Raw genomic sequence first — 26,028 nt, 5'->3', positions numbered from 1 at the left:
TATGCAGATCCGCTCTGTAAATCGGGGATTGCTTCGTTCCTCGCAATGACGGTTTCTAATTATAGTAACCATGAAAAAAGCAGTATTTGATCAAAAAGCTAAACCAGCCTTCATCAAATTCTGCTTTTTTTTTATACTGATAATTGCCTCCGGCCAAACTTTTGCGCAAACCCGTGGTAAGGTTGAAGTGGTAAAAGATCCTTTGGTTGACACGTTGATTGCCAGGCGCTTTGCTTTAAGTAAAGAAACCGGTGTGCCGCCCGGTGTATCATCATCCTATGGTTACCGCGTGCAGTTCTTCAGCGGATCGAGCCGGCAGGAAGCTTACAGCGCCCAGGCCAGACTGCAACGGGAATACCCCGAACTGCGTACCTATATCCTTTACAGCGAACCTAATTTTAAAGTTCGCGCTGGTGATTTCAGAACACGCCTGGAAGCTCAAAAACTGATGCAGGAACTCCGGGCCTTGTTTCCGAGCCTGTTTATCATATCCGAAAAAATAAATCTACCTAAAGCTGATGCCAACGATGATTAAAGAAAAAATACAGGACCTGTCCCAAAAAATATTTGATGATGTGGTAGCCAACCGCCGCCACCTGCATGCCAACCCCGAACTATCTTTCCATGAGTTGCAAACCTCTGTTTTTGTAGCCAACAAGTTGGAAGAGCTGGGCTTGGAGTACCACAAGATGGCTGATACCGGGTTGGTAGCCCTGATAAAAGGCGATCTGCCGTCTGATAAAGTAGTAGCGTTGCGTGCCGATATGGATGCTTTACCTATTACCGAAGCTAATGATGTGCCTTACAAATCAAAAAACGTTGGGGTAATGCATGCTTGCGGTCATGATGCGCATACCTCATCATTGTTAGGTACTGCCCGTATTTTAACCGAGCTAAAAAGCCAGTTCGGCGGAACAATTAAACTGATATTTCAACCGGCCGAAGAGAAACTTCCCGGCGGCGCCAGTTTGATGATAAAAGAAGGCGTACTGGAAAATCCAAAACCACAGGCCGTATTAGGCCAGCATGTAATGCCTTTGATAGAGGCGGGTAAGGTGGGGTTCCGTGCCGGTAAATACATGGCCTCAACTGATGAGTTGTATGTTACTGTTAAAGGTAAAGGCGGTCACGGTGCCCAGCCACAACAAAATATCGACCCGGTAATTATTACAGCCCATATACTAACCGCCCTGCAACAGGTGGTAAGCCGCTTTGCCGATCCTAAGAGCCCTTCGGTATTGTCATTTGGTAAAGTAATTGCCAACGGTGCTACCAACGTGATCCCTAATGAGGTTTACCTGGAAGGAACTTTCCGCACCATGGACGAAAAATGGCGGGAAGAAGCCCACAAGCGTATGAAAAAAATGGCCGAAGGCATTGCCGAAAGCATGGGCGGCAGCTGCGATTTTAATATTATGCGCGGTTATCCGTTCCTGATCAACGAAGAAGTACTAACCCATGCCACCCGCGGCCACGCCGAGGATTACTTAGGTAAAGAGAATGTACTCGATTTGGATATCTGGATGGCTGCCGAAGATTTTGCTTACTACTCGCAGGCGGCAGACAGCTGCTTTTACCGCTTAGGTACCCGTAACGAGGCACGCGGTATCACCTCATCGGTACACACACCTACCTTTGATGTAGAGGAAGACGCTTTTAAAATAAGTACAGGCTTAATGGCCTACCTGGCTATTAAGCAGCTGGGGAATTAACATCGGATTGCAAAATAACAGGCGTCATGCCATTTGCCAACCGGTCGGATCAGCATCCCACGAGCAATATGTGTGGCATTAAGTCGACCGGGGGCCTGTGGGATCTTGAAACAGGTTCAGGATGACTTTGCGTTTTTAATATTATAACGGGTTCTACAGGTAGAATTTCAATAGCTTGATGAAGAAAATATTATTAGTGTGCGCTTTTGCAATTGTCAGCAGCGTTACCTTTGCCCAGCAAATTAACCGTTTTAACCCCGATACTATCCGCACCATTGTTATTGATTCGCTGGTTGATATTCGCTCACATAAATTAAATGCGCAGGATTTTATAGATGCCGTAATGGCCGATACCAGTTTTTATAAGGCTTTTCAGAACATGAAAACCTATGCCTTTACTGCCGAGAACCGCATTTACACTTACGATAAAAAAAACAAAGTTGATGGGAAAGTTTACCGCAAGTTACGCCATAGTAACGTTGTCGGTCAGCATAAATTAGAGTATTTTGCCAAACAGGACAGTGGTGCTGTTTATAAAAAGAATGGCAAGTACCAGCTGTACACGGTAGAAATGTTCGACTTTATTTTCCAGAATGCTTACAACTCTGATTTTGTTAAGGGGGATGCGCTGCCGGGCTCTGGCGGTAAGAACGAGAGCTATAAGGATAAATTGAAAACACTTATATTCACGCCGGGGCGCAAGGTAAAAGGGATCCCGTTTATTGGTAGCAAGACAGAGATATTTTCCAAAGATATGCGCGAGTTTTACTACTATGAATTTGCCCGCGGCAAGTACCTGGATACTATACCTGTTTATCGTTTTAAGGTAAGATGTAAACCAAGTACATCGGATGGCGATACCATGATAAAGGAAATGACCACCATTTTTGATGAACGCTCATTTGAAATCCTTGGCCGCTACATCGATATGAAATTCAGCAATATGTTTTTCGATTTTAATGTGCAGATGAACATCGAGCTTAATAACTTTAACAGCCAGCTGCTGCCCACTAAAATCACTTACCAGGGCAACTGGAACATTCCTTTCCACAAAGAAGAGCGTGCGAGCTTTTTGATAGTGCATAAGGATTATAAGAGGGAGTGAGAACGGGTAACTACTATAATTGATCTCAAAATAAATATGTCTTTTATCGACGATAGCAATAAAGAGACTTTTATGTATTACAAGGGCAGCCAGCTTCTATGTGCAGAAGGTATAATTCAATGGAGCTTTGCCTCTTTTTTTTGGTATTGTGCTATTGCCACAGTTTTTCAACTAAAAATTCAATTTGCCATATTCAGCATACTCCTGGTGTTGTTCTTGTTTTTATACCTAAGTAAAAGAATGCATTATTTTGGATTATCGGCCAATTATCTGATCGTTAAAAATCAGACTAAGTTTTGGAGACTGAATGCATACTCACTCAGCGATATTAAAGAAGTTGTATTTGAACAACAATTTAAAATGCCGGTTGCCGTAAGGATAATCAACAAGGATTTCGAAAGTAAACTATATCCGGCAGCTTCATTGTGGGATGAAACGCTGGCGCGAGTTAAGAGATGATCTTAAGAATAAAAATATCGAAGTGCGGATCGAGTGTTCTATCGGGTAGATGATTTTGCACGTTTTTTTCTTAAAAACGATGCGCTCGTTCGCAAACTATACCGATGTGCATGGTGGAACAAGGACTTTTGGAGCAAGGATAAAGGAAACTCTAATTGGTCGAATCGCCTTCAATCGTTAAAATCATTAAAACAATATAAATTTATCTATCTGCTCGTTGGTGAACTTTAATGTATCGGCAGTTAACAGCTTGCTATTCCCGTCAAATTCTTTATGGATGGCAGCTATATGCAGCTTTAGCGACATTACGTTAAGATGTACGTAATGACAAACACCGGTAAAATGATCTATCCCCCGTATGTTGCCATATTTACCCGATGATATGCCTACCAGCGCGACCTTTTTATCATAAAAGCTTTCGGGGAAATCGCAGGCATCAATAAATACCTTCAGCACACCCGGATAGCTGCCGTTATATTCTGGTATCACAAAAATAAATTTATCGGTATCAGTTACAATCTTTTGAATGGTGGCAAACTCCGGGCTTCTTTTACCATAAAGGTCTGTTTGCAACAGGTTTGGCGGTAATTCTTCTAACGATAGCAAATTTGCTTCAACACCTTTTTCACGCAATTGCTCCTGGTAATATTTAGCCATCTTTAATGTTGAACTGCCTGGTCGGTTGGTTGATGCTATTATAGTTATCATGTATAATTATTGGATTATAGATTTATTGAGTTATTGAATGACAGATTGTTTAATGCTTAAACTATTGAATATGAGAGTTATTTAAATATGATAAGACTTTTAGCATTGCATCGCTAATTCATCAATCAATAATTCAATAAATTCAGTAAATCAATAACTAATTATGTTTGTAAATTGACTAAACCTGTGGATTTCCTAATTGTTTAATTTCGTATCTTTATCACCAGATTAAAACTTTACGAAAGTAGAAATTTCTGAACCTACTTTGCGTTATTGTAAATCATTATAATATCAAATTTTGAACGTATAGAATGAGTAAAATTATTGCTTTAGCCAACCAGAAAGGTGGCGTAGGAAAAACTACATCATCTATAAATCTGGCTGCAAGTTTGGCCGTATTAGATTTTAAAACATTATTGGTTGATGCTGATCCCCAGGCTAACTCAACATCTGGAATAGGTTTCGACCCCCGTAATATAAAGAACAGTATATACGAGTGTATCATTAACCAGGTAGATCCTCATGAGGCGATCCAAAAAACGGAAACCCCGAATCTTGATCTGCTGCCAGCTCATATTGACCTGGTAGGTGCCGAAATTGAGATGATTAACCTGAGCGGCCGCGAGTATAAAATGAAACAGGTTTTTGAAGCCGTGCGCAATGAATATGATTTTATTATAATTGATTGCTCGCCTTCATTGGGTTTAATAACTATTAATGCCTTAACCGCCGCTGATTCGGTCATTATACCTGTACAGTGCGAGTATTTTGCACTGGAAGGTTTGGGTAAACTGTTAAATACTATTAAAATAGTACAATCGCGCCTTAACCCGCAATTAGAGATTGAAGGTATATTATTAACCATGTATGATGTGCGCCTGCGCCTGAGCAACCAGGTAGTTGATGAGGTGAAAACGCATTTTGAAGATATGGTTTTTGATACCATTATACAGCGTAATACCCGTTTAAGCGAGGCGCCAAGCTTTGGCGTATCGGTTATTATGCACGATGCCACCTGTAAAGGGGCAATTAATTATTTAAACCTGGCCCGCGAAATTATTCAAAAGAATGGTCTTGTAAAAAGCGAAGCAGCAACGGCAACAGCAACAGTATAAGTAAATGAGTAGTGAAAGAAGAAATGCCCTGGGCAAAGGATTAAGTGCGCTGTTGAATGATTCTGTAAACGTACAACCATATCAAAATAAGAGTAAACAACAGGAAGCATCAACATCTGCAGCCGAGGTTAACAGCCTGGGTTCGGTTAATGAGATCCGCCTGAGCGAAATTGAAGTTAATCCTTTTCAGCCCCGTACCGACTTTGATGAGCAGGCCCTTAATGAACTGGCCGATTCAATTAAATTGCAGGGGCTTATACAGCCAATAACTGTAAGGCGTATCAACGCGCATAAATACCAGCTGATATCCGGCGAACGCCGGTTTCGTGCATCAAAACTGGCTGGGTTAACCCAGATACCGGCTTATGTACGTACAGCTAACGATCAGCAGATGCTGGAAATGGCCTTGATAGAGAACATTCAGCGCGAAAACCTGAATGCCATTGAGGTAGCCCTCAGCTTTCAGCGGATGATTGAAGAATGTAACCTGAAACAGGAAGAACTGGGCGATAGGGTGAGTAAAAACCGCTCGACAGTTACCAACTACCTGCGTTTATTAAAATTACCGCCAAGTATCCAGGCATCCATCCGCGATGGTGCGCTCAGCATGGGCCACGCCAAGGCGCTTATTACTATTGATGACCCTGCCAAACAATTATATTTACATCAGCATATTATCCAGCAAGGTTTATCCGTTCGTAAGGTTGAGGAATTAGTTCGGGATATGCAAAAGGCGCCGGTAAAAAAAGAGGGCAAACAACCCGAGCCGGTATCATACCAACTGCAAAAAATTCAGGACGACCTGGCTTCAAAGTTTAGTACAAGGGTAACGCTTAAGGTAGGTAACAAAGGTAATGGGGTTATTGAAATTCCTTTCCTGTCAGAAGATGACCTGGGTCGTATTCTTGAGATGCTGGATTGGTAAAATGTCAATGCCATATTTATTAACTAAAAACCGCGAATAGTAAGTTATGCGCGGTTTTTGTATTTATTAGCTGCGCACAAGCCATAATAATTTTGTTGTAAACAAGTTAAGATGTACCAGGTTAGACGGGTAATTCTTTAGCTGACAGACAAGCTGATAGGTGGTGCGTAATCCGGGGATAAAAATTACCTTTGTAATAAGGTAAAAGCTGGGCGGTTGTTGTAATATCAGCCGTTTGCTGTTTACTTAATACTTGATAATAAATGTATAAATATTTGTTAATTATTGGGATGTTAGCGGCTTTAACCTTTACTGCCAAAGCGCAGCAAAAGGCAGATACGGCATCGGTAGCTAAAAAGGATACTTTTAAAAAAGCTTCGGGCACCGCCCCGGGTTCATTTGCGCCGCCTATAAAGAAGGAGAAAGAATACCATCCTGATAGTACCCACAGCCCGCATAAAGCCGTAATGCATTCACTGATGGTGCCAGGGTGGGGGCAGCTTTACAATCACCGCTGGTGGAAAGTTCCTATCGTTTATGGAGGAATTGGCTTATTGGCATCAGCAGTGATCTTTAACCAGCGGTATTATAATCAATTTAACGTACTGGCACATTATTATAAAAACGGTGTAACACCCAAAACAACCGATAAGTATTATGCAGAGTATATAGTATATACAAACGCCCGTGTGCCCCAACAAAATATATTTGATGCGCTTGATAGCTATCGCCGCAACCGCGATTTAAGCATATTGGGAATGTTGGGGGCCTGGGGAATACAAACTATTGATGCTTATATTGACGCAAAATTTATAAATGCTTATTCGGTTGATAATAATTTTTCTATGCGGATTACGCCAAGTGTTATTAATCAGCCTGTTTATGCTCAAAGTGCGTTTGGTTCCTATATTCCGGGTATAAAAGTTACCTTTACGTTTTAACGGCACATTTATATCTTAGCTGTTAATTCAATAAATATTAAAAATGAAGATAGCGTTACTGGGCTATGGAAAAATGGGCAAGATCATCGAAAAGATAGCCCTAAGCCGCAAACATGAAATTGTTTTAACTATTGATCATGAAAACCAGCATGAGCTTACTGCCGAAAATCTGCAAAAGGCCGATGCTGTAATTGAGTTTACCATGCCGGCATCGGTGCTGGGCAATATTGAGCACTGCTTTAATGCGGGTGTGCCGGTTGTGGTGGGTACCACAGGCTGGTACGATAAATTGGACGAGATAAAGCGACTATGCGAAGACAGTAACAACGCATTGATGTATGCTACCAACTTTAGCGTTGGGGTTAATATATTTTTCCATATCAACAGGATGCTGGCCCGGGTGATGAACAATTACCCTTATTACGATGTGCAGGTTGAGGAGATTCATCACACTCAAAAGCTGGATGCCCCAAGCGGAACAGCCATAACCATTGCCGAGGGTATTATTGATAACCTGGAATCAAAAACAGACTGGGTGAATGTTTTAACTACCGATGATAATAAGGACGATGAAAGTGTTCTGCCCGACCAATTGCTGATAGAATCTATGCGGATAGACAGTGTGCCGGGTACGCATACCGTAATTTACGATTCGGAAGTTGATACCATTGAATTTAAGCATACTGCCCATAATCGTAATGGTTTTGCCCTTGGTGCCGTATTGGCCGCCGAATGGATCCATGATAAAAAAGGATTTTATTCGGTTGAGGCCATGTTTGATTTTAAATGCTAATTTCCGGTTTATAGCAGATGGAGATAGCTGATTATATTGGGGTTTATATAATATTGGCCCCTTTATTAATATTAGTACATGCCGGCCTTTGGAAACTATTTCAAAAAGCAGGGCGGCCCGGCTGGGAAGCGCTCATACCTATTTACAGCACATATGTTATGCTGAAACTAAGTGGCAGGCCACTATGGTGGCTTTTGCTATGTTTTATTCCGGGTATATATATCATAATTGGGGTTGGTATAGCTATCGATTTCATTAAATCATTCGGTAAAACAAGAATGATCCATATAGCCGGGGCTATCATTTTGCCATTTGTTTTTTTGCCTATGTGGGGATTTGATAAAAATACCCATTACCTGGGCCAGTCTGCAAGTAATGATTTTCATGAAAAATATCAATCCATCCTGCATAGATCATCTGTACGGGAATGGACGGAGGCTATTTTTTTTGCAGTATTAGCGGCAACCATCATTCGTATATTTTTTATTGAGGCCTATACTATTCCGTCGGCATCAATGGAAAGTTCGCTTATGATTGGCGATTACCTGTTTGTAAGTAAATTTAGTTACGGCCCCCGCCTGCCCATTACGCCGGTATCATTTCCTTTTGCACATAATAAACTGCCATACTTAGGTACAAAATCCTACTGGAATGGTTTAAAACTACCCTACTTTAGGCTGCCGGGTTTAAGTGATATTAAAAAGGGTGATGTTGTGGTTTTTAATTATCCAATGGAAGTCGATTCGCCGTATTACAGGCCGGTTGATAAACAGGAAAACTATATCAAACGCTGCCAGGCAACTCCCGGCGATACATTAAGCCTGGTTAGTGCACAGGTTTATGTAAATGGTAAACCTGCCATTACGCCGCCGCATGGCGAAATGCAATATATGGTTAATGCTGATAGAAACTCCATAAGTCCTAAATTGCAACATGATCTTCATTTGTCGGATATCCAGGCGTTTACCGATGTTGATTACATGGTAAATATGACAAATAAGTCGGCACTTGCTTTAAAGAAAGCGCAGCATATCAGGTATGTAAGGCCAGATATACAATTTAGGGGTGTTTATGATCCTGAGGTATTTCCGCATGATCCCAATCGCCGGTGGAATGTAGACAATCTTGGCCCCATCATTATACCCAAAAAGGGCTGGACAATGAAACTGGATACCCTTACATTGCCCATTTATCGCCGGGCCATCGAGGTATATGAAAACAACAAACTGCAGGTTAATGGGAACACTATCAGCATTAACGGCAAAAAAACAAATACTTATACGTTTAAAATGGATTACTATTGGATGATGGGCGATAACCGTCATAATTCATTAGATTCACGTTTTTGGGGTTTTGTGCCCGAAGATCATATTGTAGGCAAGGCCTTGTTTGTGTGGATGAGCTGGGATGAAACATCGCCTTTTGCTGATAAAATTAGATGGAACCGGGTGATGAGCTGGATTAATTAGTAGATTTTAGATGTGCAGAAGATAGATGTGCAAATTTCAAATGTGCAAATATGCAGATGATGGAAGCCCCATGTCATTGCGAGGAACGAAGCAATCGCGAACTATACAGAGCATCTGAAATCTGCACATTTGCACATCTAACCGGGTAACATATTGTTTACATGATAGTCTTAGGGTTAATTAATAAATATATTCACTTAAAAAATAAACAAATTTGTAATCTGCATATCTGCACATCTGAAATCTGCACATTTGCATATCCGCACATTTGAAGTTTGTACATCAAAGAAATGGCCTTGAAAATTTTCAAAAAAGATACAAGTAAGGTAAAAAAGAAAAAGGGCCCTGTTCGCGAATGGGCTGATGCTATTATTTTTGCCGTTATAGCCGCAACACTTATCCGTACACTTTTTATTGAGGCCTACGTGATCCCCAGCGGATCGATGGAAAGCTCGCTGCTTATTGGCGATTATTTGTTTGTGAGCAAGGTTAATTACGGCGCACGTATGCCTATAACACCCATTGGCATACCGTTTACAGCCCATAATATCCCATATACAGATATAAAATCATATTGGGGCGGTTTACAATTGCCATACTACCGTCTGCCTGGGTTTAGTGATATTAAAAAAGGAGATGTTGTTGTATTTAATCTGCCAATGGAGGCCGATTCGCCATATTACCGCCCGGTGGATAGGCGCGAAAATATTATTAAACGCTGCCAGGGTACTCCAGGCGATACATTAAGTTTGGGCAATGCCCAGGTGTATATCAATGGTAAGCCCGAACTAACTTCTCCAACCGGCGAAATGACCTACGTGGTTCGGTCCGATGGTAATCCTATTAATCCCGAGTTGATCAATGAACTTCATTTAACAGATATCGCGCTTATCAATAATACCGATTTTAAAACCAATACTACTGTGGCATCGGCCAATAAGTTAAAAGCGTTTTCGAACATTAAATCGGTTACCCCGGATATTGCTATAAAAGGTGTAGTTGATGATCTGAATCCTGTATACCCGCTATCGCACCCGGATTATAAAATAGGTGCCATGCCCCGTTATGGCTGGAATGTAGATAATTTTGGTCCGGTTATTATTCCTAAAAAAGGATGGACGGTTAAACTCGATAGCCTTACATTCCCCATTTACGGCAGAGCTATTGCCATTTATGAGCATAATACTGTAAAAGTAGTAGGTAACGATGTTTTTATAAATGGAAAAAAAGCCGATACTTACACCTTTAAAATGAATTACTACTGGATGATGGGTGATAACCGCCATAATTCAACCGATTCGAGATACTGGGGCTTTTTACCTGAAGATCATGTGGTAGGCAAAGCTTTATTTACCTGGATGAGTATTGATAGTACTGCGTCATTTGTAAATAAAATACGCTGGAACAGGTTATTTAGAGGGATACATTAATTAAATAAAAAATAGCATATAGTGAATATTATAATCGGAGTTTTATTATTGATAGTACTGCCTTATATAGGCCTATACAAATTATTTGAAAAAGCCGGCCGGCCAGGCTGGGAAGGCATAGTGCCCATCTACAATATTTATGTAATGTTAAAACTAAGCGGCAGGCCATTGTGGTGGCTGGCGTTGATGTTGCTGCCGGGTATCAATATCCTGGTACTTATAGGGATTATTGTTGATTTTGTAAAATCGTACGGCAAGTTTGCGTTACTTGATCATATAGGCGCTGTGGCATTGTCATTTATATTTTTACCAAAGTGGGGGTTTGATAAGGATACAAAATACCTGGGCAAGTCGGCAAGCCCGGAATTCAGGGAGAAATATAAAACAGCCCTGAAAAAAACACCTGTACGCGAATGGGCTGATGCTATTATTTTCGCGGTGATAGCCGCCACCTTGATCCGTACGCTTTTTATTGAGGCTTACGTTATTCCAAGCGCATCCATGGAAAGCTCATTGCTAATTGGCGATTACCTGTTTGTGAGCAAGGTAAACTATGGCGCCCGACTGCCCATGACACCGCTTGCATTTCCTTTTGCACACCATACTATGCCGCTCATTAATACCAAAGCCTATTGGGATGGGATTGAGCTGCCATATTACCGTTTACCGGGCTTAAGCGACATTAAAAAGGGCGATGTTGTGGTTTTTAATTACCCTATGGATGCCGATTCACCTTTGTACAGACCGGTTGATAAACGCGAAAATTTTATTAAACGCTGCCAGGGAATACCCGGCGATACATTAAGTATTGTTAACGCAGCGGTTTTTATAAACAATAAGCCCGCCACTACGCCTGTAAACGGCGAAATGACTTATAGGGTTAAATATGATGGAACACCAATTAACCCCCAGCTTATTGCCGATTTGCACCTACAGGATATAGGTAGCGATAAGATTAATGAGTTTACAACCAATACAACAGCAACTTCTGCAAATGCTTTAAAAGGATATTCAAATATTAAATCGATTATCCCCGAAATTGCACCAGCCGGGGCGCCTGATCCTAATTATGCTGTTTATCCGGCAAAATACCAGACTTATAAAATTACGCCAAACTTCCCCAATTTTGTTTGGAACCCGGATAACTTTGGTCCAATCATAGTGCCTAAAAAAGGCTGGACGGTTAAGTTGGATAGTTTAACATTCCCGGTTTATGGCCGCGCTATAGAAATTTATGAGGGCAATAAGGTGCAGGTAGTTGGTAAAGATATCCTGATCAACGGCAAAAAAGCCGATAGTTATACCTTTAAGCTCAACTATTATTTTATGATGGGTGATAACCGCCACAACTCCGAAGATTCACGCTTCTGGGGCTTTGTGCCCGAAGATCACATTGTGGGTAAGGCGCTCTTCATCTGGATGAGTATCGATGACCAGGCATCATTCCTGGGCAAGATCAGGTGGAGCAGGTTGTTTAATATAATCAGATAAAAAAACACCTGGATACCAAAAAAGCCCTGCCGTCATATATAAACAGCAGGGCTTTTTTTATTATTGCTGATCCAACTCCTTTAAGAACTCCAGCCCCTTTTCCCAATTCGCTAAACCCGATGCCGCGTTGATATGCGCTGCATCACCAATGTTGATGAGCTTGCTGCCCCAGCTATCGGCAAATAATTGTGCGCGTTCTGCGCGTACATAGTAATCATTAGTACTCATCACTGTAATACTTTTAAACGGCAGCTTTATTAATGGCACAGGTGAAAATCCGGTAGTGCCTTCGGGATAGGTATCTGCCTCCGTATCGCTGGGAGCAACCAGGAGAGCGCCTTTTATGGCAACGTTAAATTCCTTGGCCCAATAAGCAATAGTGGCACAGGCCAGGCTATGGCCAACCAGGATAATATCTGCAGGGTTGTATTGGTTTACATAATCGTTAAGGGTATTAATCCAATCGGCACAAACGGGTGTTTCCCAGTCCTGCTGTTCTACACGGATAAAGCCAAATTGCTGTTCCCAGATTGATTGCCAATGTTCGGGGCCCGAATTGCCGAGGCCAGGGATGATAAGAATGGTTGATTTAAATGTCATTTTATGATTACACCGATTATTTTTATGATTACACCGATTGGAAAATGATATTACGGTTGGGAGTTATGAACAATAATAAAATCAAAGCATTCCAACTCCGCTTTCAGGGAGCGGAAGTCTCTGCAGCTTGTTTTATAACCTCGTTTCGTTGCTCCAGTAGCCTACGCATATATCTTTCCAAAAACAGGAAGTTAGCTATAATTCCTAAAAATCCGAAAGGCGCGTCGAACATAAAGATGTCTTTCATCATTGTTTGGTTATTAACAGGATAAAAGTAATGTTCATGCCGGAAGGCTTTAAAAGCGCCCGCAACCATTTCATCGGTAAAGTAGTTGGGGTATTCCATTTCGGTAACTTTGGAGGTTAGGGTTTGCCATACACCAAAATGCTTTGCCCGCCAGGTAACGGTTTCGCCCAGCTCAATAAGGCCGCTGCTGCGCCCTGCCACGGCGGTTTCTCCGCTTTGCTGCATCGAATCCACATGCATATCAATGCTCCGCGCAAGGTCGAAACACTTTGCAATAGGGGCATTGATATGGGTGTCGATTTCAATAATGGGCATGGCTTTAAGCGATTGTACATTAATATGTCCTAACGAACAAGGCAATCACATGATCTGCAAGTCCGCCCTGTTAAGTTCGCGATTGCCACGTCGTTCCTCCTACCCATGACAAGTTGTAGAATCCCAGACTTACGAAGTTTTTAAAACTTCGTAAGTCTTTCGCCGGTTTGTCATTCCCCCTTCAGCGTTTCGCGAAATTTTACCACTCGCAATGACATGGTTTTTATGGTGTTTCGCAGGGAAAATCGTATTTGTCCTGCAAAATCCAAAAAATCAATTAAAATTCCGCGTTCTTCGGGAATCTTGGGAAAGGGATCACATCACGGATGTTGCCCATGCCGGTAACAAACAGCACCAAACGCTCAAAGCCCAAACCAAAGCCGGCATGTTCGCAGGCACCAAAGCGGCGGGTATCCAGGTACCACCAAAGTTCATCTTTAGGGATGTCCATTTCGTCCATGCGTTGCTCCAGTTTACCAAGGCGCTCTTCACGTTGTGAACCACCTACAATTTCACCAATGCCCGGGAAAAGAATATCCATGGCGCGAACGGTTTCGCGGCCCTGGGCATCAGGCTCGTTCTGGCGCATGTAAAACGCTTTGATAGCCTTGGGATAATCGGTAAGGATCACCGGTTTTTTAAAGTGTTTTTCTACCAGGTAACGCTCATGCTCCGATTGCAGATCGGTACCCCAGCCTTCAATAGGGTACTGGAATTTTTTCTTTTTATTAGGGGTCGATTCTTTTAAAATCTCAATAGCCTCGGTATAAGTAAGGCGCTCAAAATCGTTATCTAAACAAAACTGAAGTTTCTCTAACAAAGTCATTTCCGACCGTTCATTCTGCGGTTTTTGCTTTTCTTCTTCCTGCAGGCGCTGGGTTAAAAATTCCAGGTCATCGGCATTTTTATCCAACGCGTATTTAATCACGTATTTCAGCAGGGCCTCGGCAAGGTCCATGTTATCATTCAAATTATAAAAAGCCATTTCGGGCTCTATCATCCAAAATTCGGCAAGGTGACGGGTAGTGTTTGAGTTTTCGGCACGGAAGGTTGGTCCGAAGGTGTAAATATCGCTCAAAGCCATAGCACCCAGCTCGCCTTCCAGCTGACCGGATACGGTAAGGTTAGTAGGACGGCCAAAAAAGTCTTGTTTAAAATCAACCTCGCCGGTATCCGTTTTTGGGGGATTGGCCAGGTCGAAGTTGGTAACATGGAAAGTTTCGCCCGCGCCCTCCGCATCAGATGCGGTGATGATTGGCGTATGCAGGTAAACAAAGCCACGATCCTGGAAAAACTGGTGCACCGCAAATGCCAGGCTGTTACGCAGGCGGAAGATCGACCCAAAAGTACTTGTGCGGAAACGCAGGTGGGCGTTTTCCCTTAAAAATTCCAGGCTGTGTTTTTTTGGCTGGATAGGATATTTTTCAGGATCGCTATCACCCAGGATCTCAATATCAGCAGCAATAACTTCTACCGTTTGGCCTTTACCTAATGACGCGATAAGCTTTCCTGATACGCTGATAGCGGCGCCAACAGTAATCCGTTTTAACAGGGCGGGATCGGTGTTTTCAAAATCAACCACGATCTGGATGTTGTTATTGGTTGAGCCATCATTCAAAGCAATAAAACGATTTGACCGGAAGGCACGTACCCATCCCTTAACTGTTACATCAATATCGGTTTGCTGGCTCTGCAGCAATGCTTTGATCTTTATGCGCTGACTCATATAAGTATATTTTTTAGAGCCGCAAAAATACAATTAATTATGTAATGATACTTTGAATTTTCCGTCTAAAAAGCTGATGCTATCCGGCTGGCTGCCTGCCGGGTTGTCATAAATTTTAACATATTTAAAATCGAAAAGCCCCTGTAGAATTTTGTCTTTGCCGTTATACGAAACAATAGTTACCGTATTGCTATGTGTGGAGCTAAGTTTATAAGTGCCCACCTTTTCATTGTCTTTGGTTACATGATAATAACCCTCATTGCTTTTCAGTGTATAATAACCAAGCCCGTCTAACCTTATCCTAAAGCCAAATGTTTCTTCCTGCCCTGCTACATTGTTCCTGCCAGATACGATGAAGGTGTCCTGCACTATGGTAAGACTTAAAGGATTAAACAGGGCTTGCGTACCTGCTTTTTGCACAACAATAAAATCTTTAGTTACCGGAAAATCGCAGCATTTCTTTTTAGCACATGATGCAAAAAGTAATGGGGTTGCTAAAAGTAAAAAAAGCAGGTTTTTTTTCATGTTAGCTAAACGGCAGCAGGTTATTAATAAGCGGCTTTATAAATGTATAATAAATGTATATAAAAGTAGGTGTTACATCTTTATTTATAAGTCATTTCCTTATTTACACCACTTATAGCTCCCTATTTATGCAAGGCTACATTGAATTTGCCATTTAAAAATTGAAGGTTGGCTGGTTTATCTGCGGGGTAGGTGTGCTTAAACTTTAAGTTAAATGTGCCGGCAATAATACCTTTGTCTTTGTCAAAACTTTTAACCTCAACGGTATTTGCAAAGGTATCATCAAGTTCATATTCGCTGGTAATTACATCCCGGCCTATTGTATTATAATACAGAGCCTGCTTGCCTTTTAAAGCATATTTTCCCGGTGCCGAAACCTTAAACTGCAAGGTCAGGGTTTCTTCGATGGTAGTATTAAAATTGGTGCCAAATATGGCAACTGTGTCGTGAACCATATTACTGCTTGCTGGGTCAGCGCTCCATTGGCTGCTGTTCTTTGTAGCTGTAATAAACTGTTGACCTGGTATAACACAGCAGTCTTTTTTGCCGCAGGTGGTAAAAAACAGGGTAATAATGGCAGTGATAAGTATATGTTTTTTCATGTCAGAAGGTTTTATCATCCTTACGAAGCATCAATGGCCTTTGATACAGTTTATCAAAATAAAAGCAGGTAACAGGTATAACAAGCTAAATATTAAAAACCTATTTGCTTAAGTTTGCCCCTCATTTAAATGCTTTCATGAATCCCAAATTGAGCCTTGTTATTGGTATTTTGTGCATTTCGTTTTCGCCGATATTTGTAAAGCTCGCCGGGGTATCGCCTATTGGGGCGGCATTTTACAGGGTATTTGTAGCCTGGCTTTGCCTGCTGCCTTTTTGTATTATTAAAAAGAAACTACAGATTGAAAAACGGCAGTTGCTAATTGCAGTTGCAGCCGGTATAGTATTCGCGGCAGATGTGGCGGTTTGGAATTTCTCTTTATTAAAGATCAGTGCAACGGTTTCAACCCTTATAGCCAACCTTGCCCCGGTTTGGGTGGGGCTGTTTACTTTCCTGCTTTTAAAAAAAAGTTCGGGAAAATTATTCTGGATAGGTACGGTGATTGCTATCGCCGGGATGGTGGTACTGGTTGGCTATGAGCATATTTTGCACCTGGAACTTAACGCCGGTATTTTGCTGGCCATATTGGCCAGTTTGTTTTATGCAGCGTATATTATGATCTCTAAAAATATCATGGCGGGTATAGATGTGTTTACTTTTATGTTTTATAGTATGCTGAGCGCCAGTGTTTTTTTATGGCTCATCAATAGCTTTATGGGCAATAGCATTGTTGATTTTTCAATTAAAGTTTGGCTGTGCTTTGTAGGCATGGGGGTGATATGCCAGCTTGTGGGGTGGCTCACCATCAATTATTCGTTAAGATACCTGGAATCTACCAAAGTTTCCATTGCATTACTCAGCCAAACCGTTTTCGCCGCGATACTCGCCTCGTTTTTGTTGAACGAAAAACTGGAGCTTAACGAGATCATTGGCAGTGCAATTGTGCTTGCCGGGATTGCCGTAACATTTTTAAAGCCACGTAATCAACTAAATAAAATTGTATCTTAACGTTTGTTAAATATCAATTGATGATTTGCCCTACATTTGCATTTTAGCATATGATCATAAAATCCACCATCGACCGTATTATGGAAGCCACCGACATTGTGGAGGTGATAGGGGAGTTTGTGCAGTTAAAAAAGCGCGGAGCCAATTATGTGGGGTTATCACCTTTTGTAAACGAGCGTACACCATCATTCACTGTTTCGCCGGCTAAAGGGATCTTTAAAGATTTCTCGTCTGGCAAAGGCGGCTCTGCGGTTACATTTTTGATGGAACTTGAAAAGTTCAGTTATCCTGAAGCCCTTAAGTGGCTGGCAAAAAAATATAGCATCGAGGTTGAAGAAACTGTTGAAGCGCCAGAGAACCGCGAGGAAGAGCAACGCCGCGAAAGCCTGATGATAGTAACGGCTTATGCAGCTAAATTCTTCCATGAAAGCCTGCTGGATACAGACGAAGGCAAAAGCATTGGCCTGAGTTATTTTAAAGAGCGCGGTTTTAGCAACGATATCATAAAAAAATTTGAACTTGGTTACTCTCCCGATCAATGGGAAGCTTTTACCGGTACTGCCATAAAAGAAGGTTACCAGGCACAGTTTTTAGAAGAAAGCGGCCTTTCGGTAAAGCGTGATAATGGTACGCTATATGACCGTTACCGTGGCCGGGTAATGTTTCCTATCCATAGCTTTACCGGCCGGGTGATTGCCTTTGGCGGCCGTACGCTTAAAAAGGATAAGAACGTACCCAAGTATGTGAACTCGCCCGAGTCGGAGATCTACCATAAATCAAATGTGCTTTATGGGCTGTACTTTGCCAAGAAAGCCATTCGCGAGGAGGATAACTGTTATTTGGTAGAGGGTTATGCCGATGTGCTTTCGGTAGTGCAGGCCGGTATTGAAAACGTGGTGGCCTCGTCTGGTACTTCGTTAACCGTAGAACAGATCAAGCTGATCAGCAGGTTTACCAAAAATATCACCATTTTGTATGATGGCGATGCGGCGGGGATCAAAGCCTCTTTACGCGGGCTGGATATGATCCTGGAAGAAGGCCTTAACGTAAAGGTGGTTTCTTTTCCCGAAGGACATGACCCAGACTCCTACGTGCGTAGTGTGGGTACAAATGCTTTCAAAAAGCACATTGAAGAGAATAAAAAGGATTTTATTCTTTACAAAGCTAATATCCTTTTAAAAGAAGCGGGTAACGACCCAATAAAGAAAGCCGAGATCATCCGCGAAATAGTGGAGAGCATTGCTAAGATCCCGGATTCTATCAAAGCATCAGTTTTTATTAAAGAATGCAGTTATATATTGCAGATAGATGAGCGGGCACTGCTATCCGAACTAAATAAAATGCGCCAGGTCAAGGCGAAAAAGGATGGGCAGCAACAGCAAAACAACACTAGGTATTCATCGCCGCCACCCGATGAGCCCAACTTTTTTGATGAACCCGAGATAAAGGAAACTAAACAGGAGTATTTTCAGGAAAAGGAGATTATTCGGTTATTGCTGTTGTATGGTAGTAAAATGATAGATTGGGATGGCATTGCTAATACTTATATCGGTCCGTTTATGATTGCCGAACTTGGGGATGTTACTTTTGAGCACACAGCCTGTAAACTGTTTGTGGAGCTATACCGCCAGGAAGTAGAAAATGGCGTACTGCCCGAGGATAATTATTTTATCCATCACCATGATAAAGGAATTGTAGATCTTACTATAGATCTGCTTACTACTAAATACACCCTGAGCGAGAACTGGTACGAAATGCACAGGATAATGATTAACGATGAGCAGGCCAATATGAAGGCTACCATTTTGGGCGCTATTTTTCATCTTAAAAAACATAAGGTAGAGAAAATACTTGACGGCCTGCGTGCCGAACTTAAAACCGCCGAAACTGAGGCAGACCAGGAAATTTTGCTCAACCAATATATCCGGATGAAAAAAGTTGAAAAAAGTATCTCCGACTTTTTAGGTTCAGTAATCATCAAATAAATGGCTCAACACCTTGAATTAGGTCGCGAGGGCGAAACTTTAGCCAAAACACACCTGGAAAATTCCGGCTACGAAATATTGGACGAGAACTGGACCTATGGTAAAGCCGAGATAGACCTGATTGCATATAAAGACAAGGTTATTATATTTGCCGAGGTTAAAACCCGTACAGGAATAGGTTTTGGCCTGCCCGAAGATTTTGTAGATGCCCGTAAACAAAAGCTACTGGCCGATGCTGCAGATGAATATATTTACCTGATGAACCACCAGGGCGATGTGCGGTTTGATATTATCGCCATTTTGTTCGACAAGGATAAGAATTATATACTAAATCATATCGAAGACGCGTTTTGGCCGACAGGAACTTAAACTTATGAAGATTAATAAATTAAAGGTAATTTTTGCTACAGGCTTTTTGCTGGCATTTGGCTGTAACAGCTGTCGCGAAAAATCGGCAGATAATGGTGCTGATTATACCATAAGCCCCGAAGCAGGTACCACCTACAAAGCAGGCGACGAAGTGCAGGTAAAAGTTGGTTTACCTGCAGGTACCAAACCCGATTCGGTAGTGTATATGATGGAAGCTACCCGTTTAGGGGCAGCTAAAGATTCATCTGGTATCAACCTAAAAACGGATACCATTCCTTTAGGTATTAAGATAATTACTGCCAGGGTTTACAATGGTGGCAAAAGCCAGGATGTAAGCACCAATATACTGTTATTAGCCTCCAAAGCGCCCGAAAGCTATACTTATAAAGTGGAAAAAACTTTTCCGCATGATACCAGCTTATACACCGAAGGATTACAATATATTGATGGCGTGATGTACGAAAGCACAGGTGATTACCAACGATCTGCCTTGCTTAAAGTCGATTTACAAACCGGAAAAACTTTGAAAAAGGTAAAGTTGAAGGACACTACTTATTTTGGAGAGGGCCTGTCTGTTGTTGGCGATAAAATTATCCAGCTTACCTGGAAAAACAAGGTTGGTTTGGTTTACGATAAAAATACTCTTAAACTGCTTAATACCTTTACCAATAACGTTGGTGCCGAAGGTTGGGGTATGTGCTTTGATGGTAAAAAACTTTACATGGATGATAGCACCAACCGTATTTGGTTTTTAAATAAGGATACGTATCAGCAAATTGGATTTATTGATGTATGTGATGACAAGGGTCAGATTGATTCTGTTAACGAATTGGAATACATAGATGGTAAGCTATATGCCAATGTTTACCAAACGGATGATATCCTGGTTATTAACCCCAAAACAGGCGCTGTAGAGCAAAAAATAGATATGACAAACCTGTACCCTGAATCGGAGCGCCCGGCCGGCCGCGATTGGAGCAATAACGTACTTAACGGTATTGCCTACGATGCCGCTACCAAACGCATTTTTGTAACCGGTAAAAGGTGGCCTAAAATATACCAGGTAAAGTTTAGCCCCCTAACCCCCTGAAGGGGGAACTGATAGTCCTGATGGAATGTACAATACAAAAAAGGCCGGTTTCGCAGAAAAACTGGCCTTTTTATTATAAATATGCTAATCAAAAACTCCCCCTTCAGGGGGCCGGGGGGCTTACCGCCATGCCTTATACAAATTGATCAACCCATTAGTTGATGAATCATGTTTAATACTCGGTCTCATAAATTGGGGCGACAATGAATTTTGATCTGATATAAAAGAGCTATGCAAATCAACATTCATTGCCGTTGGCTTTAGCCAACAATAGTTATCCTTTTATAACCTGCCATCCATATTTAGTCATAAACTCATTTATCTCATCTTCAAATGATTTTTTTGAATGATGGGTCTCTTGATTTTTTATATACTTAATAACGGTATCTACCTGAGATTCACTTACCGAAACGGCGAAGTAGTCATCTTGCCAGCTAAATTGTTCATCAACCAAATTATTCTTATTAATCCAGAATGATGATTCTCCTTTTACAAGCTGAGTTATTTTGGCGATATTTTGATCTTTTCCCAAAGAGATAAGGCAATGGCCATGATCGGTATATCCATTAATCGCTTGTAGAAATATTTCTTTCTCTTTGCAATTTTCGGCAATGTGTTTGTATACATCGTATCTGAACTCTTTTTTGAGCCAGGGATTGCGGTTCTTAGTGGAGAATACCAAATGGATCCAGATTTTTACAAAAGACATATTTGTGATGGTTTGGGTAAATTTATCTAAAATAAGGCTATTTCTAAAGCATAGTTTAATTTGGCTAAAGCCAACATTACGCCATTTTATAATCCATCCCATAAATGGGACGGCAATGAAATTGAATTGCCAGTTCATTGCCGTAGTTCCAGGCAATGGATGTCAAGTATTAAGGTTGACTTAAACCTTTTCCGATTAATAGGACAAGCAAACAACTTGCAAATCAAAATTCATTGCCGTTGGCTTTAGCCAACGGATAGTCGGCAAGCAACTCCGGCTTTAGCCAAAATCAAAGCCATGCCTTATACAAATTGATCAACCCATTAGTTGATGAATCATGGCTGCTGATCGGCCTCATAAATGGAGGCGACAATGAATTTTGACCTGATATAAAAGAGCTATGCAAATCAAGATTCATTACGATAGTTCGGCTAAAGTTTGTGAAGAAATAAATTCCAATATATCAATCGTTTACATACATTAGGGAAACCTTATCAATTAATGTATGTTTAAAAATCTTTTTTCATTTAACGGCCGTATCAGAAGAACTGAGTATGGCATCAGTTTTATTATCTATGTTATATCTTATTTAACTATCAGGATATCAGCTGAAGCGGGCGATGGGCCTAAAGCAATTTTATTAGTGTTTATTCCTCTCCTATGGTTTTCCTGGTTGCAGGGAGCGAAAAGATGCCATGATCTTGGAAAAAGCGGATGGTGGCAGATAATCCCTTTTTATTTTTTCTGGCTGCTGTTTGAGGATGGCAATTCCGGCGAGAATGAATATGGTTACAGCCCCAAGGAACGGGAATCTTTTGGCCCGGAGCAATATGAAAGCCCTTTTCCGGATAAACCATCGATAAATGGTAATTATTCAAATAGTGACGAGCGTAAGGATTAGCCCCTGGTTTTAAAGCGGGGAGAGCACTTGCTCAAAAATTATAAGCAGAAAAGCCGCAAATTTGCGGCTTTTCTGCTTATAATAATGTGGCTATCAAAAGCTCCCCTTTGGGGGGGCGGGGGGCTTACCGCCATGCCTTATACAAATTGATTAACCCATTAGTTGATGAATCATGGCTGCTAATCTCCGCATCGTCTTTTAATTCAGGAAGGATTTTACCGGCCAGTTGTTTGCCCAGTTCAACACCCCATTGGTCAAAGCTGTAAATGTTCCAGATAATGCCCTGTACAAAAATCTTGTGCTCATACATAGCTATCAACGAACCCAGGCTGCGTGGGGTAATCTTTTTAAGCAGGAAGGAGTTTGTAGGGCGGTTACCTTCAAATACTTTGAATGGCGCTATAGCTGCAATTTCTTCATCAGATTTTCCAGCGGCTTTTAATTCCTCAATAACCACTTCTTCGGTTTTACCATTCATCAAGGCTTCCGTTTGGGCGAAAAAGTTCGACAGCAGCATATTGTGATGCTCGCCAAGTGGATTGTGTGATTGGGCGGGAGCTATAAAATCGCAGGGGATCAATTTTGTACCCTGGTGAATCAACTGGTAAAATGCATGCTGACCGTTGGTGCCAGGTTCTCCCCAAATGATCGGGCCGGTTGAATATTCCACATGTTTACCGTTACGGTCCACATGTTTGCCATTGCTTTCCATGTCGCCTTGTTGAAAATAGGCGGCAAAGCGGTGCATATATTGGTCATAAGGCAAAATAGCGTTTGTTTCGGCTTCAAAGAAGTTATTGTACCATATACCTAAAAGGGCAAGGGTAACCGGGATGTTTTGCTCAAACTCTGCAGTGCGGAAATGTTCATCGGCAGCATGGGCGCCTTCCAGTAGTTCGGCAAAATTATCAAAGCCGATGCTGAGGGCGATTGATAAGCCGATAGCGCTCCATAAAGAGTACCTGCCGCCAACCCAATCCCAAAACTCGAACATGTTTTTAGTATCGATGCCAAATTTTTCAACCGCGGCTGTATTGGTTGATAAGGCCGCGAAGTGTTTGGCCACATCGGCTTCGGTAGCACCGGCAGCTAAAAACCAGTCGCGGGCGCTGTGGGCATTACCCATGGTTTCCTGGGTGGTAAATGTTTTTGAAGCAATAAGGAACAATGTTGTTTCCGGATCAACCGCTTTCAGTGTTTCGGCTATATGTGTACCATCCACGTTGGATACAAAGTGAAGGTTAAGGTGGTTTTTATAAGCCTTCAATGCTTCGGTTACCATAACGGGGCCCAAATCAGACCCGCCGATGCCGATATTAACCACATCAGTGATAGGTTTGCCGGTATAGCCTTTCCAGGAGCCTGATATGATGGCATTGCTGAAATCCTTCATATGATCAAGTACATTGTTTACATCGGGCATCACATCTTTGCCATCAACGTAAATAGGTTTGTTGCTGCGGTTACGTAAGGCAATGTGCAGCACCTCGCGTCCTTCGGTAACGTTTATTTTTTCGCCTGCAAACATGGCTTCAATTGCCTTATTTACTGAACATTCTTTAGCTAATTGGATCAATAAAGCTATAGTTTCATCGTCAATACGGTTTTTAGAATAGTCGAGCAGGATATCCTCAAACTGGATTGAGAATTTGTTAAATCGCTGATCATCAGTATCGAATAGTTCTTTCAGGCCTTTTGATACAATATCAATGTAATGGTCAGCTAAATATTTGTAGCTCTGTGTGGTTGTAAAATTGGTATTTGGCAACATAGTTGATGTGTTTTTTAACAAAAGTAATAAGTTAATTGTTAGGTGGATAACAAATGTTAAACTAAGCTGTCTTTGTGTTATTTGAACACCATTTAGATAGTGTTTACTTGACACTTAAAAATTACGATAATTTAAAAAATATTTACAAAATGCTTTGAAGTTTCAAATAATAATTTGATATATTTGTATTGTTGGTAATCAAACGGCTGATTTATCATCATTTTGTAAATTTCGATATAAAATATTTACGACCATGTTTGAAAAACTTTTTTTGCTTGTAAAAAATAACGCCGGGACGGCAGTTATTAACAATCCCGTAATCCCTGTAAAGCTTCACGAGAGTGTAATGATCGAGGCTTCGAGTTCAATCATTGAGGTATTAAAAGGGCAGATGGAAAACGGTAAGTTGAAAGACGTAGTTAAGTATTTCCAGTCTTCAGGCATTTACAATCATTCATTAGTATCAAGCATGGTAAGCAGGTTTGCCAACAGGCTTAACACATTTTACCATATCGATCCCGCACAGGCCATGATCATCGCCAAGTCACTTATCCCGCATGTGATGAGTGATCTTATAAAAGCGTCAAAAAGCGAGCAGATTAAGGAGTTTGGTTTAACCAATATGCTCACCAAGCTAAATGGTAACCGTGCCAACTTAAGTTTGCTGGTTAATGATTTGATGGTGGCTTAAGATAATATCATTTACCTATGAAACGGGCCTGCAGATTGATAAAACAATTTGCAGGTCTTTTTTATTTATGCCAAATATCAAATTGTATATATTTGCCACATGACTAAAGAACAGATTCTGGATTTAAGGGATAGAGCAGCTTCCCTGAGGAGGCATCTTTGACATCGACAAGAAACTTGAGCTACTGCATCAGGAACAGGAAATAACCGTTGGCCCGCATTTTTGGGATCATCCAAAAGAGGCCGAAAAAGTGCTGGCCTCCATCAAAGTTAAAAAGGTATGGACAGATGAATTTCAAAAAGTATTGGCGGTAATTGAAGATACCGGCGTACTATTTGAATTTTACCAGGCCGGCGATGCTACAGAAGCCGAGATGCTGGAGCAATATAACATGGCCATAAAAGCGGTTGAGGAGCTTGAATTTAAAAACATGCTCTCGGCCGAAGAAGATCAATTTCACGCGGTACTACAAATTACAGCTGGCGCCGGTGGTACCGAAAGTTGCGACTGGGCAGGTATGCTTATGCGTATGTACATTATGTGGGGCGAAAAGAATGGCTATAAAGTTACCGAGCAGGATTATCAGCCTGGTGATGTGGCTGGTGTAAAAACTGTAACGCTGCAGCTGGAAGGCGATTTTGCCTATGGCTATTTAAAAGGTGAAAATGGAGTGCACCGTTTGGTGCGTGTTTCGCCATTTGATGCAAATGCCAAGCGCCATACCTCGTTTGCATCGGTATACGTTTACCCGCTGGTTGATGATACCATCGAGATAGATATTAACCCGGCAGATATCGAGTTTGAAACATTCCGTTCGGGAGGTGCAGGCGGGCAAAATGTGAACAAGGTGGAAACCGCAGTGCGTTTATACCACAAACCCTCGGGTATCATTATCAAAAACCAGGAGTCGCGCTCACAATTACAGAATAAGGATAATGCTATCCGTTTACTGAAATCGCAATTGTACGAAGCAGAAATGCGCAAGCGCATGGAGATAACCAATACCATTGAAGGCAACAAAAAGAAAATAGAGTGGGGATCGCAGATCCGGAACTATGTGTTGCATCCTTATAAGTTGGTGAAAGACCTGCGTACCGATTACGAAACATCAAACGCGGCAGCCGTATTAGATGGTGAGCTTAACGAGTTTTTAAAAGCCTACCTGATGGAATTTGGCGGACCGAAGAGTTAGGGATAACTCTTATTCATATTTTAACACAATAGCGATGGCTCAGTAATCCATCGCTATTGTTGTTTAACGGAATAGCTAACCAAATTCTAACCCGCAAATACCACATACTCATTGTGCGTTGATAAGCCCGGGCGATAAATACATTTTTGT

Annotated in this window: 26 protein-coding genes; 18 read left to right on the top strand and 8 right to left on the bottom strand. The window is 41.5% G+C overall.

Features of this window, described 5'->3' with window-relative positions:
* Positions 1-70: 70 nt before the first annotated feature.
* From AC1DQW_RS07365 to AC1DQW_RS07350, 4 genes are all read left to right on the top strand, one after another.
* Positions 71-535, top strand: a complete 465-nt coding sequence (locus AC1DQW_RS07365) for an SPOR domain-containing protein (RefSeq protein WP_477453499.1) — start codon at positions 71-73, stop codon at positions 533-535.
* The gene (locus AC1DQW_RS07360) at positions 528-1,712 is read left to right on the top strand and encodes a M20 metallopeptidase family protein (protein ID WP_477407513.1); all 1,185 of its coding nucleotides are present in this window, start codon (positions 528-530) and stop codon (positions 1,710-1,712) included. The genes AC1DQW_RS07365 and AC1DQW_RS07360 overlap by 8 nt, the downstream gene beginning before the upstream one ends.
* Before the next feature lie 178 nt (positions 1,713-1,890).
* A complete protein-coding gene (locus AC1DQW_RS07355; RefSeq protein ID WP_477453498.1) occupies positions 1,891-2,817 on the top strand; it encodes a hypothetical protein in 927 nt (308 codons plus the stop codon).
* Between the two features lie 36 nt (positions 2,818-2,853).
* Entirely contained in the window at positions 2,854-3,276 is a 423-nt protein-coding gene (locus tag AC1DQW_RS07350) for an EbsA family protein (protein ID WP_477453497.1), read from the top strand.
* 186 nt (positions 3,277-3,462) lie between these two features.
* Here AC1DQW_RS07350 and AC1DQW_RS07345 read toward each other — a convergent pair whose 3' ends face one another.
* Entirely contained in the window at positions 3,463-3,984 is a 522-nt protein-coding gene (locus AC1DQW_RS07345) for an NADPH-dependent FMN reductase (protein ID WP_477453496.1), read from the bottom strand.
* A gap of 311 nt (positions 3,985-4,295) precedes the next feature.
* On the opposite strand from AC1DQW_RS07345, the gene AC1DQW_RS07340 reads away from it, so the two are divergent.
* From AC1DQW_RS07340 to lepB (AC1DQW_RS07310), 7 genes are all read left to right on the top strand, one after another.
* Entirely contained in the window at positions 4,296-5,099 is an 804-nt protein-coding gene (locus AC1DQW_RS07340; RefSeq protein ID WP_477414793.1) for a ParA family protein, read from the top strand.
* Positions 5,100-5,103: 4 nt separating this feature from the next.
* The gene (locus AC1DQW_RS07335; protein ID WP_477406579.1) at positions 5,104-6,024 is read left to right on the top strand and encodes a ParB/RepB/Spo0J family partition protein; all 921 of its coding nucleotides are present in this window, start codon (positions 5,104-5,106) and stop codon (positions 6,022-6,024) included.
* 263 nt (positions 6,025-6,287) lie between these two features.
* Complete coding sequence (locus AC1DQW_RS07330; RefSeq protein WP_477453495.1) at positions 6,288-6,965, top strand: DUF5683 domain-containing protein; 678 nt, start codon at positions 6,288-6,290, stop codon at positions 6,963-6,965.
* Positions 6,966-7,008: 43 nt separating this feature from the next.
* Positions 7,009-7,758, top strand: coding sequence for a 4-hydroxy-tetrahydrodipicolinate reductase (gene dapB / locus AC1DQW_RS07325; protein ID WP_477453494.1), 750 nt, complete (start codon positions 7,009-7,011; stop codon positions 7,756-7,758).
* 17 nt (positions 7,759-7,775) lie between these two features.
* Complete coding sequence (lepB, locus tag AC1DQW_RS07320; protein ID WP_477453493.1) at positions 7,776-9,227, top strand: signal peptidase I; 1,452 nt, start codon at positions 7,776-7,778, stop codon at positions 9,225-9,227.
* Between the two features lie 290 nt (positions 9,228-9,517).
* Positions 9,518-10,657: a signal peptidase I gene (gene lepB, locus AC1DQW_RS07315; RefSeq protein WP_477453492.1), complete on the top strand. Its 1,140-nt coding sequence runs from the start codon at positions 9,518-9,520 to the stop codon at positions 10,655-10,657.
* Positions 10,658-10,675: 18 nt separating this feature from the next.
* Positions 10,676-12,148: a signal peptidase I gene (gene lepB / locus AC1DQW_RS07310; protein WP_477453570.1), complete on the top strand. Its 1,473-nt coding sequence runs from the start codon at positions 10,676-10,678 to the stop codon at positions 12,146-12,148.
* Between the two features lie 60 nt (positions 12,149-12,208).
* Here lepB (AC1DQW_RS07310) and AC1DQW_RS07305 read toward each other — a convergent pair whose 3' ends face one another.
* The 5 genes from AC1DQW_RS07305 to AC1DQW_RS07285 form a co-directional block, all read right to left on the bottom strand.
* A complete protein-coding gene (locus tag AC1DQW_RS07305; RefSeq protein ID WP_477453491.1) occupies positions 12,209-12,748 on the bottom strand; it encodes an RBBP9/YdeN family alpha/beta hydrolase in 540 nt (179 codons plus the stop codon).
* A gap of 103 nt (positions 12,749-12,851) precedes the next feature.
* Positions 12,852-13,310, bottom strand: coding sequence for an SRPBCC family protein (locus tag AC1DQW_RS07300; RefSeq protein ID WP_477453490.1), 459 nt, complete (start codon positions 13,308-13,310; stop codon positions 12,852-12,854).
* 277 nt (positions 13,311-13,587) lie between these two features.
* Positions 13,588-15,036: an asparagine--tRNA ligase gene (asnS, locus tag AC1DQW_RS07295; protein ID WP_477453489.1), complete on the bottom strand. Its 1,449-nt coding sequence runs from the start codon at positions 15,034-15,036 to the stop codon at positions 13,588-13,590.
* Positions 15,037-15,069: 33 nt separating this feature from the next.
* A complete protein-coding gene (locus AC1DQW_RS07290) occupies positions 15,070-15,561 on the bottom strand; it encodes a hypothetical protein (protein ID WP_477453488.1) in 492 nt (163 codons plus the stop codon).
* 122 nt (positions 15,562-15,683) lie between these two features.
* Complete coding sequence (locus AC1DQW_RS07285; RefSeq protein ID WP_477453487.1) at positions 15,684-16,163, bottom strand: DUF6252 domain-containing protein; 480 nt, start codon at positions 16,161-16,163, stop codon at positions 15,684-15,686.
* Positions 16,164-16,300: 137 nt separating this feature from the next.
* Here AC1DQW_RS07285 and AC1DQW_RS07280 point away from each other — a divergent pair, with 137 nt between their 5' ends.
* Genes AC1DQW_RS07280 through AC1DQW_RS07265 form a run of 4 tightly spaced genes read left to right on the top strand, consistent with a single transcriptional unit; the run spans position 16,301 to position 20,614 of the window.
* On the top strand, positions 16,301-17,170 hold the full coding sequence (locus tag AC1DQW_RS07280) for a DMT family transporter (protein WP_477453486.1): 870 nt from the start codon (positions 16,301-16,303) through the stop codon (positions 17,168-17,170).
* A gap of 50 nt (positions 17,171-17,220) precedes the next feature.
* A complete protein-coding gene (dnaG, locus tag AC1DQW_RS07275) occupies positions 17,221-19,155 on the top strand; it encodes a DNA primase (protein ID WP_477453485.1) in 1,935 nt (644 codons plus the stop codon).
* Positions 19,156-19,524 carry a YraN family protein gene (locus tag AC1DQW_RS07270; RefSeq protein WP_477453484.1) on the top strand — a complete coding sequence of 123 codons (369 nt, stop codon included), beginning with the start codon at positions 19,156-19,158 and terminating at the stop codon, positions 19,522-19,524.
* 4 nt (positions 19,525-19,528) lie between these two features.
* Positions 19,529-20,614, top strand: coding sequence for a glutaminyl-peptide cyclotransferase (locus tag AC1DQW_RS07265; RefSeq protein WP_477453483.1), 1,086 nt, complete (start codon positions 19,529-19,531; stop codon positions 20,612-20,614).
* 274 nt (positions 20,615-20,888) lie between these two features.
* On the opposite strand, the gene tnpA is transcribed toward AC1DQW_RS07265, so the two are convergent.
* Entirely contained in the window at positions 20,889-21,461 is a 573-nt protein-coding gene (gene tnpA, locus AC1DQW_RS07260) for an IS200/IS605 family transposase (protein ID WP_477453482.1), read from the bottom strand.
* 367 nt (positions 21,462-21,828) lie between these two features.
* On the opposite strand from tnpA, the gene AC1DQW_RS07255 reads away from it, so the two are divergent.
* Positions 21,829-22,224 carry a DUF805 domain-containing protein gene (locus tag AC1DQW_RS07255; protein WP_477453481.1) on the top strand — a complete coding sequence of 132 codons (396 nt, stop codon included), beginning with the start codon at positions 21,829-21,831 and terminating at the stop codon, positions 22,222-22,224.
* A 124-nt stretch (positions 22,225-22,348) separates the two neighbouring features.
* Here the strand turns inward: AC1DQW_RS07255 and pgi are convergent, their stop codons facing one another.
* Positions 22,349-23,995: a glucose-6-phosphate isomerase gene (gene pgi / locus AC1DQW_RS07250; RefSeq protein ID WP_477453480.1), complete on the bottom strand. Its 1,647-nt coding sequence runs from the start codon at positions 23,993-23,995 to the stop codon at positions 22,349-22,351.
* 253 nt (positions 23,996-24,248) lie between these two features.
* Here pgi and AC1DQW_RS07245 point away from each other — a divergent pair, with 253 nt between their 5' ends.
* Entirely contained in the window at positions 24,249-24,686 is a 438-nt protein-coding gene (locus tag AC1DQW_RS07245) for a hypothetical protein (RefSeq protein WP_477453479.1), read from the top strand.
* A gap of 99 nt (positions 24,687-24,785) precedes the next feature.
* A protein-coding gene (prfB, locus tag AC1DQW_RS07240) for a peptide chain release factor 2 (protein WP_477453478.1) occupies positions 24,786-25,878 on the top strand; the annotation gives its coding sequence in 2 pieces (ribosomal slippage) (positions 24,786-24,845 and positions 24,847-25,878; 1,092 coding nt in all).
* Positions 25,879-26,028 lie beyond the last annotated feature (150 nt).

This window comes from Mucilaginibacter sp. P5_A4 (assembly GCF_056400605.1).
The sequence above is the reverse complement of the archived record's forward strand: the minus strand, read 5'-3'. Positions and strand labels throughout refer to the sequence as shown.

Bases quoted from the DNA above. Each gene is read 5' to 3' on its own strand.
- AC1DQW_RS07365 (WP_477453499.1), top strand. From the start codon at position 71: ATGAAAAAAGCAGTATTTGATCAAAAAGCTAAACCAGCCTTCATCAAA.
- AC1DQW_RS07360 (WP_477407513.1), top strand. From the start codon at position 528: ATGATTAAAGAAAAAATACAGGACCTGTCCCAAAAAATATTTGATGAT.
- AC1DQW_RS07355 (WP_477453498.1), top strand. From the start codon at position 1,891: ATGAAGAAAATATTATTAGTGTGCGCTTTTGCAATTGTCAGCAGCGTT.
- AC1DQW_RS07350 (WP_477453497.1), top strand. From the start codon at position 2,854: ATGTCTTTTATCGACGATAGCAATAAAGAGACTTTTATGTATTACAAG.
- AC1DQW_RS07345 (WP_477453496.1), bottom strand. From the start codon at position 3,984: ATGATAACTATAATAGCATCAACCAACCGACCAGGCAGTTCAACATTA.
- AC1DQW_RS07340 (WP_477414793.1), top strand. From the start codon at position 4,296: ATGAGTAAAATTATTGCTTTAGCCAACCAGAAAGGTGGCGTAGGAAAA.
- AC1DQW_RS07335 (WP_477406579.1), top strand. From the start codon at position 5,104: ATGAGTAGTGAAAGAAGAAATGCCCTGGGCAAAGGATTAAGTGCGCTG.
- AC1DQW_RS07330 (WP_477453495.1), top strand. From the start codon at position 6,288: ATGTATAAATATTTGTTAATTATTGGGATGTTAGCGGCTTTAACCTTT.
- dapB (WP_477453494.1), top strand. From the start codon at position 7,009: ATGAAGATAGCGTTACTGGGCTATGGAAAAATGGGCAAGATCATCGAA.
- lepB (WP_477453493.1), top strand. From the start codon at position 7,776: ATGGAGATAGCTGATTATATTGGGGTTTATATAATATTGGCCCCTTTA.
- lepB (WP_477453492.1), top strand. From the start codon at position 9,518: ATGGCCTTGAAAATTTTCAAAAAAGATACAAGTAAGGTAAAAAAGAAA.
- AC1DQW_RS07305 (WP_477453491.1), bottom strand. From the start codon at position 12,748: ATGACATTTAAATCAACCATTCTTATCATCCCTGGCCTCGGCAATTCG.
- AC1DQW_RS07300 (WP_477453490.1), bottom strand. From the start codon at position 13,310: ATGCCCATTATTGAAATCGACACCCATATCAATGCCCCTATTGCAAAG.
- asnS (WP_477453489.1), bottom strand. From the start codon at position 15,036: ATGAGTCAGCGCATAAAGATCAAAGCATTGCTGCAGAGCCAGCAAACC.
- AC1DQW_RS07290 (WP_477453488.1), bottom strand. From the start codon at position 15,561: ATGAAAAAAAACCTGCTTTTTTTACTTTTAGCAACCCCATTACTTTTT.
- AC1DQW_RS07285 (WP_477453487.1), bottom strand. From the start codon at position 16,163: ATGAAAAAACATATACTTATCACTGCCATTATTACCCTGTTTTTTACC.
- AC1DQW_RS07280 (WP_477453486.1), top strand. From the start codon at position 16,301: ATGAATCCCAAATTGAGCCTTGTTATTGGTATTTTGTGCATTTCGTTT.
- dnaG (WP_477453485.1), top strand. From the start codon at position 17,221: ATGATCATAAAATCCACCATCGACCGTATTATGGAAGCCACCGACATT.
- AC1DQW_RS07270 (WP_477453484.1), top strand. From the start codon at position 19,156: ATGGCTCAACACCTTGAATTAGGTCGCGAGGGCGAAACTTTAGCCAAA.
- AC1DQW_RS07265 (WP_477453483.1), top strand. From the start codon at position 19,529: ATGAAGATTAATAAATTAAAGGTAATTTTTGCTACAGGCTTTTTGCTG.
- tnpA (WP_477453482.1), bottom strand. From the start codon at position 21,461: ATGAACTGGCAATTCAATTTCATTGCCGTCCCATTTATGGGATGGATT.
- AC1DQW_RS07255 (WP_477453481.1), top strand. From the start codon at position 21,829: ATGTTTAAAAATCTTTTTTCATTTAACGGCCGTATCAGAAGAACTGAG.
- pgi (WP_477453480.1), bottom strand. From the start codon at position 23,995: ATGTTGCCAAATACCAATTTTACAACCACACAGAGCTACAAATATTTA.
- AC1DQW_RS07245 (WP_477453479.1), top strand. From the start codon at position 24,249: ATGTTTGAAAAACTTTTTTTGCTTGTAAAAAATAACGCCGGGACGGCA.